This window comes from Pantoea sp. USHLN256 (genome assembly GCF_037149875.1).
Classification (GTDB): Bacteria; Pseudomonadota; Gammaproteobacteria; order Enterobacterales; family Enterobacteriaceae; genus Pantoea; species Pantoea nemavictus.
This window is the reverse complement of sequence record NZ_JBBCQO010000012.1, coordinates 118,818-129,362: the sequence shown is the minus strand read 5'-3', so window position 1 is coordinate 129,362 and position 10,545 is coordinate 118,818. Positions and strand designations below refer to the sequence as shown.

9 protein-coding genes and 1 riboswitch are annotated in these 10,545 nt (G+C 53.5%); of the genes, 3 read left to right on the top strand and 6 right to left on the bottom strand.

The window, feature by feature from the left end:
• Positions 1 to 343: 343 nt before the first annotated feature.
• The gene (murI, locus tag WFL93_RS21395; protein ID WP_336778997.1) at positions 344 to 1,195 is read right to left on the bottom strand and encodes a glutamate racemase; all 852 of its coding nucleotides are present in this window, start codon (positions 1,193 to 1,195) and stop codon (positions 344 to 346) included.
• Positions 1,140 to 3,026: a TonB-dependent vitamin B12 receptor BtuB gene (btuB, locus tag WFL93_RS21390; RefSeq protein WP_336778996.1), complete on the bottom strand. Its 1,887-nt coding sequence runs from the start codon at positions 3,024 to 3,026 to the stop codon at positions 1,140 to 1,142. The genes murI and btuB overlap by 56 nt, the downstream gene beginning before the upstream one ends.
• 68 nt (positions 3,027 to 3,094) lie before the next feature.
• Positions 3,095 to 3,276, bottom strand: a riboswitch (cobalamin riboswitch).
• A gap of 112 nt (positions 3,277 to 3,388) precedes the next feature.
• Between btuB and trmA the strand changes: the two genes are divergently transcribed.
• The gene (gene trmA, locus WFL93_RS21385; protein WP_336778995.1) at positions 3,389 to 4,492 is read left to right on the top strand and encodes a tRNA (uridine(54)-C5)-methyltransferase TrmA; all 1,104 of its coding nucleotides are present in this window, start codon (positions 3,389 to 3,391) and stop codon (positions 4,490 to 4,492) included.
• A 36-nt stretch (positions 4,493 to 4,528) separates the two neighbouring features.
• Here the strand turns inward: trmA and WFL93_RS21380 are convergent, their stop codons facing one another.
• On the bottom strand, positions 4,529 to 4,885 hold the full coding sequence (locus tag WFL93_RS21380) for a YijD family membrane protein (RefSeq protein WP_007885419.1): 357 nt from the start codon (positions 4,883 to 4,885) through the stop codon (positions 4,529 to 4,531).
• Between the two features lie 18 nt (positions 4,886 to 4,903).
• The gene (gene fabR, locus WFL93_RS21375; RefSeq protein WP_049851609.1) at positions 4,904 to 5,548 is read right to left on the bottom strand and encodes an HTH-type transcriptional repressor FabR; all 645 of its coding nucleotides are present in this window, start codon (positions 5,546 to 5,548) and stop codon (positions 4,904 to 4,906) included.
• Positions 5,549 to 5,742: 194 nt separating this feature from the next.
• Here fabR and sthA point away from each other — a divergent pair, with 194 nt between their 5' ends.
• On the top strand, positions 5,743 to 7,143 hold the full coding sequence (gene sthA / locus WFL93_RS21370) for a Si-specific NAD(P)(+) transhydrogenase (RefSeq protein WP_007885417.1): 1,401 nt from the start codon (positions 5,743 to 5,745) through the stop codon (positions 7,141 to 7,143).
• Here sthA and oxyR read toward each other — a convergent pair.
• Positions 7,126 to 8,043 carry a DNA-binding transcriptional regulator OxyR gene (gene oxyR / locus WFL93_RS21365; RefSeq protein ID WP_007885416.1) on the bottom strand — a complete coding sequence of 306 codons (918 nt, stop codon included), beginning with the start codon at positions 8,041 to 8,043 and terminating at the stop codon, positions 7,126 to 7,128. The genes sthA and oxyR overlap by 18 nt on opposite strands.
• A 128-nt stretch (positions 8,044 to 8,171) precedes the next feature.
• Between oxyR and WFL93_RS21360 the strand changes: the two genes are divergently transcribed.
• On the top strand, positions 8,172 to 8,906 hold the full coding sequence (locus WFL93_RS21360) for a glutathione peroxidase (protein WP_049851608.1): 735 nt from the start codon (positions 8,172 to 8,174) through the stop codon (positions 8,904 to 8,906).
• Between the two features lie 212 nt (positions 8,907 to 9,118).
• On the opposite strand, the gene argH is transcribed toward WFL93_RS21360, so the two are convergent.
• The gene (argH, locus tag WFL93_RS21355) at positions 9,119 to 10,492 is read right to left on the bottom strand and encodes an argininosuccinate lyase (RefSeq protein WP_336778994.1); all 1,374 of its coding nucleotides are present in this window, start codon (positions 10,490 to 10,492) and stop codon (positions 9,119 to 9,121) included.
• Positions 10,493 to 10,545 lie beyond the last annotated feature (53 nt).

Here is a 10,545-nt window from a genome sequence, read left to right as displayed (position 1 = left end):
ATGAATTTCATTATGTGTTCACTCGTGAGACTTGATATTTTTTGCGTCCGGAGACGCTGATATCAATCCTGCGAGTGCCCACACAGATTGTCTGATAAATTGTTAAAGAGCAGTGCCGCGATTTCTCTAGCGGCGCGGGATGCGTATATTACGCTTTCCGCATTCTCAGTCAAGCATTTATTTTTGCTTTTCTGAAGGTTGCCTTGAAGACCACCTCCTGAACACATCGCTTCGTAAGCCGTTGTTCCGTGTCAGTGGAGGCGCAGTATAGGGATTTCTTCGGAGCTGACAAGTGCTAATTTCAAATTAATTTTCGAGTGCTGATTTTTTCGGCGAAACACGACTAAACTGCTAATTTTTCCAGCAACGGGAAGCCATAACGCTGCAAAATCGGTGATAATTTCGTCACTTCATCATCCATTCGCGTACAGAACGCTAAATTCTGCCCGGTTGAAACAGCATGCGGCGCTTCATGATCCAATAACCAGACGGTACGACGTGCAATAGCCGCGCCTGAATCCACTAAACGCGTCCCTTCCGGCAACACCAATTGCAATTCATCACGCAATAAAGGGAAATGCGTGCATCCCAGCACTACGGTATCCGGCGGTTCTTTCATACGTAGCCAGGGTTGCACAGCGCGGCGCACATCAGCTAACTCAACATCTTCGCCATGCAGCTTGGCTTCCGCCAGCTCCACCAGCTCAGCCGAACCGAGCATTTCAATTTTACAATCGCGGGCAAACTGCGCCACTAACTCATGCGTATAAGGACGTTTCACCGTGCCACGCGTCGCCAGCAATCCCACCACACCATTACGCGTCAGGCGTGCAGCAGGTTTAATGGCAGGCACCACCCCGACAACCGGGAATTCGAAGCGCTCACGCAGAGCCGGTAAAGAGATGGTGCTGGCAGAGTTACACGCGATGATCACCAGCGCCAGCGGGAAACGCTGCGTGATAGCCGTCACCACAGCCACCACACGCTCGACAATAAAGTCTTCGGATTTTTCGCCGTACGGAAAACCTTCATTATCGAAGGCGTAGAGATAGTGAAGATCCGGCAATAAATGTCGGACCTCATCATAAACGGAGAGCCCACCGACGCCGGAGTCAAACACCAGCACGGTGGGACGCAGATCAGAAGCTGTAGCTGGCGCTGAGGTAATACTCCGTTCCTGGAGTTGGATAGCCATACGCTGTCTCATAATCTTTATCGAACAGGTTGGCAATTCTACCACGAACGGTGAGCTGTGATGTGACCGGATACGAGACAGCGAGATCTACCGTGCTGTAACTAGATAAGCGACGCTGCTCACTCGCATATTCGCTAGTGTTGTTATCGTAGCGCTTGCCGAAGTACTGATAGATGACGTCGATATCAAAGTCATACACCGTCATACCCAGCTGATATTTCGCTTGTTCACGCGCACGACGCGCCAGTGTTTCACCATCAGAATCACGGCGAGCATCCAGATAACCCAGAGTGATCTGGTGATGAAGGAAGCGGGTATCAAAATCAGCTGTGGCTTCAATCCCTTTCAGCGTAACGGCTTTTTCATTGTAATAGCCGCCCTCAAATGTCACGGGATCAGAAGCATAGGTAATAAGATTGCTGACTTTATTGTGATACGCCGCAACACGCCAGTTAACCGGGCCGGTTAAACCTTCCAGCGCAGCTTCCCACTGTTTTGATTTCTCCGGGTTCAGATCGGGATTTGAATTAATGCCGTAACGCTTCAAACCATATAACTGACCGAGCGTTGGTGCCTGGAAACCTGTCCCATAAGAGAGTGAAGCTTTATAGCCCGGCACAAACTCCCAACCCGCTGCCGTTTGCCAGGTGCCATGGCGACCAAAGTCTTGGTTATCATCACCGCGCGCAGAGCCTTCAAGCGTAACGTTGCCAAACTGCTGCTGAGCCGTCAGATAGGCGCCGGTGTTATCCTGCTTATAGCCATCTTCATCACGCGGGGCACCAGAATAGAGTTGCCCAATGGAGTTCAGCTTCTGCTGTTGCCAATCCAGCCCCGCGCTGACCATACCGTGCCCCACCGCCAGGGTGTTGCCCCACTGCAGGTTGCGCTGCTCCATATCATCCAAACTGTTGGAGTCCGCATAGCGACCGTCAGCACCAACGTAGTTGTAGATTTTGTACTTCTGATAACTGGCGGTCAGTTGTGAAGAGTAAGCGTCATGATTAAAGCGCAGGCCGGTATCAAACGAGTGATTATAGATTTGCTGCTCATCCTGACCACCGACATAGCCCGCATCATAATCTGAGTTCGCGGCATAGCCATAACCGCGAAAGAAGCCAGAAAACGTGTCATTAAACTTATGATCAACGCCGGCCCAGAATGCTTTATTGCGCCAGCCATCACGGTCGCGATCGGTCGCAGACGTTGAGCCGGGCTGAACGTTATAGCCGTTAGTGGCCTGATAAGAACCCGCTACCGTCAAACGCGTCTGGTCAGTGACGTTCTGATTGATGCCGCCGCTGTACTCCTGATATCCCTTCGAGCCAAAGCCCGCTGAAAGTGAATTTTGGTTATTAGGGTTTTGCGTAATGACGTTAACTACGCCGCCAATCGCATCCGCACCGTAAACGGCAGAACGCGGACCGCGAATAAACTCGACACGCTGAATAATGGAAACCGGGATTTGGTTAAAGTCAGCAACGCCGGTGATACCGGGTTTAGAAAACGGCATACCGTCAATCAGGATCAGCGTATGACGCGCTTCCGAGCCACGCACATACATAGAAGCGCTTTGACCGATACCGCCGCTTTGCGCGATATCCACACCAGGTAAGCGGCGCAGCACTTCCAGCAGGTTTTTCGATTGCCACTGATCAATCTCGTCACGCGTGACGACAGACGTTGAAGCCAGTACCGAAGAGACCGGCTGTGCGAAGCGGTTAGCCGTTACGATTTGCGTATCATCATTCTGCTGGGCATAGCCAAATTGCGCCCAGAGAGACAACGCCGTTGCACTGAAGGCAAACAGCGAAGCATGTGTGTTTTTCATTGTTATAGCATCCAAAAGACGAAGCAGGATGCCGCACGACTACAACCAATAGCTCGCGATGGTCGTATGTATTGCGACGTCACACCGGCAGGTCTTCGGGCTGAGAATCATAAATGGTGAAAAACTTCCCATCCGGCAGGACAGTGTTTATAGGTGCCATCACCACGACATTCTTTACCGCTGCGCGTCAGCTCCAGATTCACACTGGATTCCCTTTTAACTCAAGGAGGCCGGCAGGCGCAGTCTACGGCCAGGAAGGCCGGAAATCCAGACTTCCAGCCATCTTGTTTTCCACAGGGCTGGACATCAGCAGTTGAATGCCTACAATCGCCCGGCAAGCCAGCTTATTACCAGGATTAAAGATGACACCCGAACAGCTCCCGATTGAACAATACGACGCGCAACTGGCGGAAAAGGTCAGCCGCTTACAGGCGATGATGGTGCCCTTTGCCGCGCCCGACGTGGAGGTGTTCCGCTCACCGGTCAGCCACTATCGGATGCGCGCCGAATTCCGCATCTGGCATGACGGTGACGATCTCTACCACATCATCTTTGATCAGGAGACCAAACAACGTATTCGTGTCGATCAATTCCCGGCCGCCAGTGAATTGATCAACCAGCTAATGCCGAAATTGATCAATGCGATCCGGGATAACCGCGCACTGCGTTTTAAGTTATTCCAGATCGATTACCTGTCGACCATGAGCAACCAGATCGTCATCTCGCTGCTCTATCACCGTAAGCTGGAAGAGGAGTGGACTGCAGCAGCCAGCGCCCTGCGCGACAGCCTGCGCGCTGAAGGTTTTGATGTGCAGCTAATTGGTCGCGCCACCAAAACCAAAATCTGTCTCGATCGCGATTACGTCGATGAACGCTTGCCGGTCGCCGGCAAAGAGATGATTTATCGTCAGGTGGAGAACAGCTTCACCCAACCAAACGCGGCGATGAATATTCAGATGCTGGAGTGGGCACTGGACGTGACGCAGGATTCGCGTGGCGATCTGCTGGAACTCTATTGCGGGAATGGTAATTTCTCGCTGGCGCTGGCACGCAACTTCCGCCGCGTATTGGCCACGGAGATTGCCAAACCATCGGTGGCTTCTGCGCAATACAATATTGCCGCCAACCACATTGATAACGTGCAGATCATTCGCATGGCCGCCGAGGAGTTTACTCAGGCGATGAACGGCGTACGCAGCTTCAATCGCTTAGAAGGCATCGATCTGAAGAGCTATCAGTGCGAAACCATTTTCGTCGATCCGCCGCGCAGCGGGCTGGATGCGGAAACCGTGAAGATGGTGCAGGCGTATCCGCGCATCCTTTATATCTCCTGCAATCCGCAAACGCTGTGCGAAAACCTTGCGGTGCTGGCAGAAACCCATGATGTCACGCGGCTGGCGCTGTTTGATCAATTCCCCTACACCCATCATATGGAGTGTGGCGTGCTGCTGACGCTGAAAGCCTAAACAAAAACGGGAACCCTAAGGTTCCCGTTTTTTCTCTTACTGCCGGTTCTTCGCGCGACGGAAGCGCATGGCAATCCAGAACACCAGCGCCACCATCAGAATGGTGGGGATGAAATTGGAGCCAATGTCCGGGTATTCAGCCCGCACCAGCGCGCTATACACCAAAATCCCTAGCAGGAAGAACGCCGCCGCCAGCGACGGCATGCCGTCGGGCATATTGCGGTTGAGATAGCGCTGATGCAGACACCAGGCCGCCAGGCCCAGCGCAATCAACGGGAATATCGAAAAAGGAACAAACGTACTGAACAGCACCGAAAAGGAGCCGTTGATAGCTAAACCGGTGATAAAAGCTAATAACAGCGTTCCTTTATCGCGAGGGTTTTGCTCAATCATTTTTTTATCCTTATCACATTACTCTGCGGTTTTTTCCAGGGTAACCGACAGGCGCTCTTGCTCCCGGCGATACCAGTAATACGCACCTTTGGCGATCATACGCAGCTGCAGCACCAGTCGATCTTCGAGCTTACGACGCTGTTCGATATCGACGTCCAGGGCTTCGGCACCCGCGCTAAACACAATCGTTACCATGGCTTCAGCCTGCGCCTCGGTGAAACTGCGCGGCATGCGATTTTCCAGCTCAAGGTAATCGGCCAGTTCGGCGATAAAGTGCTGAATCTCCCGTGCCACTGCGGCACGAAACGCTGCCGACGTTCCGGAGCGTTCGCGTAGTAAGAGCCGAAAAGCGTTGGGATTGTTCCCGATGAACTCCATAAAAGTTGCCACCGAGGTTTTGATGATGCTGCCGCCCTTGGCGATGCGCTGGCGTGCTTGCCGCATCAATTGGCGCAACATCAAGCCGCTCTCATCTACCATGGTCAAACCGAGTTCGTCCACATCGCGAAAGTGGCGATAAAATGAGGTCGGCGCAATCCCCGCTTCACGTGCAACTTCCCGTAAGCTCAGGCTGGCAAAACTCCTTTCTGCACTTAACTGACTGAAGGCAGCTTCAATCAGTGAACGTCGTGTACGTTCTTTTTGTAGCGCTCTGACGCCCATTTTCCCGGCCTTTTAGGTGATTTGGCAGGCACTATAACAAACTTTTCAGCGTACAGCGGTGCAAACTTTGTGAACGCCTGTGAACCTCACGCTTTGTCAAACTTCAGCAATTTACGCTGTTAGAATTCAGATGTGCGCGGCGAGATGTTAGAATCTCGTTGTAAAAATGTGATAAAAAAATAGGACGTACTGGTATGCAAAAGTCTTACGATTACGATGCCATTGTGATTGGCTCCGGTCCGGGCGGCGAAGGTGCGGCGATGGGGCTGGTGAAGCAGGGAGCGCGTATTGCAGTGATCGAACGCTACCACAACATCGGCGGCGGTTGTACTCACTGGGGAACCATCCCCTCCAAAGCCCTTCGTCACGCTGTCAGCCGTATCATCGAGTTCAATCAAAACCCACTTTACAGCGATCACACTCGACTCCTGCGCTCCTCATTCGCCGACATTCTGAACCACACCGAGAACGTTATCAGTCAGCAAACCGCAATGCGTCAGGGTTTTTATGAGCGCAACCGCTGTGAACTGTATCAAGGCGACGCGCGTTTTGTTGATGCCAACACCATCGAAGTGGAACAACCCGACGGCACGCGCGAGCGCTTAACCGCGGAGAAATTCGTTATCGCTTGTGGTTCTCGCCCGTATCATCCAACGGATGTCGATTTTACCCATCCACGCGTTTACGATTCCGACTCCATCCTCAACCTGCACCATGAACCTGGCCACGTCATCATCTACGGCGCCGGCGTGATCGGTTGTGAATATGCGTCGATTTTCCGCGGCCTGAACGTCAAGGTTGACCTGATTAACACCCGCGATCGCCTGCTGGCGTTCCTTGATCAGGAGATGTCCGATTCGCTCTCCTATCACTTCTGGAACAGCGGCGTGGTGATTCGTCACAACGAAGAGTTCGAGAAAATTGAAGGTGTTGATGACGGGGTGATTATTCACCTGAAATCGGGCAAGAAAGTGAAAGCGGATTGCCTGCTGTACGCGAATGGTCGTACTGGTAACACCGATTCACTGGCGCTGGAAAACGTGGGACTGGAAGCCGATGGTCGTGGCCTGCTGAAAGTGAACAGTATGTATCAAACCGCGCAGCCACACATCTATGCAGTCGGCGACGTGATTGGTTATCCAAGCCTGGCCTCGGCCGCTTACGATCAGGGTCGCATTGCCGCGCAGGCGATTATCAAAGGTGAAGCTACCGCTCATCTGATCGAGGATATTCCAACCGGGATTTATACCATTCCGGAGATCAGCTCGGTGGGTAAAACTGAACAGCAGCTTACTGCGATGAAAGTGCCGTATGAAGTGGGTCGTGCGCAGTTTAAACACCTGGCGCGTGCGCAGATTGTTGGCATGCATGTCGGCAGCCTGAAGATCCTGTTCCACCGCGAAACCAAAGAGATCTTAGGGATTCACTGCTTTGGTGAGCGTGCTGCGGAGATCATCCACATTGGTCAGGCCATCATGGAACAGAAGAACGGCGGCAACACGATTGAGTATTTCGTGAATACCACCTTCAACTATCCCACCATGGCCGAAGCCTATCGTGTGGCGGCGTTAAACGGCTTAAACCGCCTGTTTTAACGAAGTTTCCAGGTAACCCTGCATATGGGTTTTAATTGCTTCTGCCAATTGCTCATAGCGGTTGCGCAGAGGTGAGCCTGGACGATAGACCAACGCGATGGTGCGCTGCGGCACGGGCTTGTAGCAAGGCAGATAACAGACACCATCGCGCACGCGTTCATTCGGCACAGAGAGCGCAGGCAGCAAGGTAATACCGCTACCGGCGGCAACCATGTTGCGCAGCGTTTCCAGGCTGGTGGCGCGGAAATGCGTATCTTCATCGGCGCCGGCTTCGAAGCAGAAGCCCATCGCCTGATCGCGCAAGCAGTGCCCATCTTCCAGCATCAGCAACTTCTCACCGGCCAGATCTGACATCGGCACGCGATCGCGATCGCGCCACGGATGATCGGCATACACCGCCAGCGTCATCGGCTCATCAAACAGCGGCACCTCAATAAAGGCCTCGCTCTCTTTTACCAATGCCACAATGGCGCAATCCAGCTTGCCGCTGTCGAGCTGTGCCAGCAATTGCTGCGTCTGCGCTTCGTGCAGGTACATTTCGAGTTTGGGGAAGGTCTGATGCAGCATCGGAATGATGTGCGGCAGCAGATACGGCCCGGTGGTCGGAATCAAACCAATGTGCAGCGGTCCAGACATCGCTTCGCCCTGTTGGCTTGCCATCTCTTTCAATACTTTCACTTCGCGCAGCACGGTTCGCGCCTGATCCACCAGCAACAGCCCAGCCTGAGTGAATAACACTTTACGGCTGGTACGCTCCAGCAGCATTACACCGAGTTCATCTTCCAGCTTACGAATCTGTCCACTTAAGGTGGGTTGGCTGACATGACATGCGTCAGCTGCACGCCGGAAATGGCGATGCTCCGCAAGTGAAACCAGGTATTCGAGATCACGAATATTCATTGAAATCCTCCAAACCACGATAGCCCGTGGCGATAGATAGAATAGCAATGAACGATTGGCCCTATCAAGGCGCGAACGGGAATAATACGCCTCATCGAATTGAGTCCACTGATAATTGAGGAAAAGATATGTTCGCCAGCCAGGAAGGCAAAGCCGTACCGCAGGTCACTTTTCACACGCGCCAGAGCGATCGCTGGGTCGATCTCACCACTGACGAACTGTTTAAAGACAAAACCGTTATCGTGTTCTCGCTGCCGGGTGCGTTTACGCCCACCTGCTCATCGAGCCACCTGCCACGCTACAACGAGCTGTTCAGCACCTTTGCCCAGCACGGTGTAGACAGCATTCTGTGCGTGTCAGTGAACGATACCTTTGTCATGAATGCGTGGAAGGCCGATCAGCGCGCTGAACATATCACCTTTATCCCGGACGGCAATGGCGACTTCACCCGCGGCATGAACATGCTGGTGGAAAAAGCGGATGTCGGTTTTGGCCCGCGCTCATGGCGTTATTCCATGCTGGTGCGCAACGGCGTCATTGAGAAGATGTTTGTCGAGCCGAACAAGCCGGGCGATCCGTTTGAAGTGTCGGATGCCGATACGCTGCTGCGCTATCTGGCTCCTGAATATAAGGTGCAGGAATCGGTGTCGGTGTTCACGAAACCCGGCTGTCCGTTCTGCACCAAAGCGAAACAGCTGCTGATTGATCGCAGCATCGCGTTTGAAGAAATCGTGCTGGGGCAAGATGCCACTACCGTGAGTCTGCGTGCCGTATCAGGCCGCGCCACGGTGCCTCAGGTATTTATCGGTGGTCGTCACATTGGCGGCAGCGACGATCTGGAGCAGTACCTGCAATCTGCTTAAACCTAATCACAGAGTTGGCCGGGAGTGGCCTGCCCTTGATGATGTGCCTATAACAATATGTAATTCCGAAGCTAGAGGTTGGCGGGCTACCGAAACGGTGCCCGCTTTTTTTTGTTTGTCGTAACCGTAATGAACATCAACTGAGCGCGATAAATCGCGCCGCTACAAAAATGTGCACAAACCGTAGCGGCGCAATTTATTGCGCAATGCCTTTAACCCAAACGTTTCTGAGCTTCACCGATGGCAAATGCGACCTGCTGTGGCGATACGCCGCCTTGCGCATTACGCTTATCCAGGCAGGATTGCAGCGACAGAATCGGATAAACATCCTCCTCAATCACCGCACTGAACTGCTTAAGTTGCGCCAGAGTAAGCGCTTCCAGCGCTACGCCTTGCTTGATCGCTTCGACCACCGTCTCACCGACAATGTGGTGCGCTTCACGGAACGGTACACCTTTCGCCACCAGATAATCGGCCAGCTCCGTTGAGTTAGCATAACCCTGCTCAGCGGCTTCCTGACAGCGCGGACGTTTTACCTGAATGCCATCCAGCACCAGCACCGACATATGCAGGCAGTCGAGCCAGGTGTCGAGTGCATCGAACAGCCCTTCTTTGTCTTCCTGCATATCTTTGTTGTATGCCAGCGGTAGGCCTTTCAGCGTCATCATCATGCCGGTTAGCGCACCTTGCACACGACCGCATTTGCCACGGATCAGCTCCAGCGCATCCGGGTTTTTCTTCTGTGGCATCAGCGAAGAACCGGAAGTGACTTTATCCGACAGCTCAAGGAAGCCCGCTTCACCGGTGTTGAAGAAGATTAGGTCTTCAGCAAAGCGCGACAGATGCACCATACCAATCGACGCATCTGACAGCAGCTCCAGCACGTGATCGCGATCGGAAACGGTATCGAGGCTGTTACGCGTGGCAGACGCAAACCCTAACCAACCCGCCAGCTGCTGACGATCGATCTCATAGGCGGTACCGGCCAGCGCACCGCAACCCAGCGGGCTGACATCCATACGCTTTAGCGCATCCTGCAGACGGCTCTCATCACGCGCCAGCATCTCAACGTACGCCAGGCACCAGTGCGCGAAGGTCACCGGCTGCGCACGTTGCAGGTGCGTGTAACCCGGCATCACCGCATCCTGATTGGCTTCGGCCGTGGTCACCAGCGCCGATTGCAGTTCGCGCGTGGCCTCCAGCAGCACCGCAACCTGCTCTTTGCACCACAGTTTCAGATCGGTCGCGACCTGATCGTTACGGCTACGCCCGGTGTGCAATTTCTTGCCCAGTGCGCCAACTTTATCGATCAGCTTGCCTTCCACCCAGCTGTGAATATCTTCGGCATCGCTTTGCAGAATTTGCTCGGGATTGGCACGTACTTCAGCCAGCAGTTCATGTAACGCGCTTTCCAGCTGCTGCTGCTCTTCATGGGTCAACACGTTGACCGTGACCAGCGCTTTTGACCAGGCAATCGAACCGGTAATGTCCTGCTCGGCCAGGCGATAGTCAAAACGCAGCGAGTCGTTGAACTGTTTGAACCGTTGGTCTGCTGCCTGCGAAAAACGTCCGCCCCAAAGTGCCATCTGAATTACTCCTGAATCCGTTATAGAAAAGGCGGCCCGAAGCCGCCCTTGCA

Coding starts and splice junctions, on each gene's coding strand:
- murI (WP_336778997.1), bottom strand. CDS start 1,195: ATGGCTATCCAACTCCAGGAACGGAGTATTACCTCAGCGCCAGCTACA.
- btuB (WP_336778996.1), bottom strand. CDS start 3,026: ATGAAAAACACACATGCTTCGCTGTTTGCCTTCAGTGCAACGGCGTTG.
- trmA (WP_336778995.1), top strand. CDS start 3,389: ATGACACCCGAACAGCTCCCGATTGAACAATACGACGCGCAACTGGCG.
- WFL93_RS21380 (WP_007885419.1), bottom strand. CDS start 4,885: ATGATTGAGCAAAACCCTCGCGATAAAGGAACGCTGTTATTAGCTTTT.
- fabR (WP_049851609.1), bottom strand. CDS start 5,548: ATGGGCGTCAGAGCGCTACAAAAAGAACGTACACGACGTTCACTGATT.
- sthA (WP_007885417.1), top strand. CDS start 5,743: ATGCAAAAGTCTTACGATTACGATGCCATTGTGATTGGCTCCGGTCCG.
- oxyR (WP_007885416.1), bottom strand. CDS start 8,043: ATGAATATTCGTGATCTCGAATACCTGGTTTCACTTGCGGAGCATCGC.
- WFL93_RS21360 (WP_049851608.1), top strand. CDS start 8,172: ATGTTCGCCAGCCAGGAAGGCAAAGCCGTACCGCAGGTCACTTTTCAC.
- argH (WP_336778994.1), bottom strand. CDS start 10,492: ATGGCACTTTGGGGCGGACGTTTTTCGCAGGCAGCAGACCAACGGTTC.